This window comes from Treponema sp. R6D11 (assembly GCF_054786075.1).
In genome coordinates this window covers 1-364 of record NZ_BDHD01001189.1, presented here as the reverse complement: position 1 = coordinate 364, position 364 = coordinate 1, and the positions used below count along the sequence as shown (strand labels likewise).

Annotated in this window: 1 protein-coding gene; it reads right to left on the bottom strand. The window is 46.2% G+C overall.

What is annotated here, in order from left to right; genetic code table 11:
* Window positions 1–364 (bottom strand): formylglycine-generating enzyme family protein (locus ACYVTD_RS18050; RefSeq protein WP_461248988.1); only part of this gene is annotated, 364 nt, incomplete at both ends.

Genomic DNA, 364 nt, shown 5'->3' with positions numbered 1-364 from the left:
CGTCGTACCAGCTTACGCTGTCCACCGGGCGTTTCTCTTGAATTTCCCCTTTTCTCGAGTTGCTGTAAAAATGGCTCGGGTTTTTTCCCATTACCGACTGATACTGCTCCTGCGTTACCTCATACCTGCCCATTTTAAATCCGCTTAACGTTACCTGATGTCGCGGGCGTTCACTGTCCCATGATATTGATTCGGTGCTGAAACCGCCCATGGTAAATGTTCCGGCGGGTATCGGAACCATTTCTATCGAGTTCGGCTTATACGTTACTTTTTCCTTCTGCCATTCTTCTTCCGTTTCCTCATTATCGCTAAATAGCCACAGCAGAATTTCAACATCCTTCTTTAAGTTCTTGATGTTCTTGAG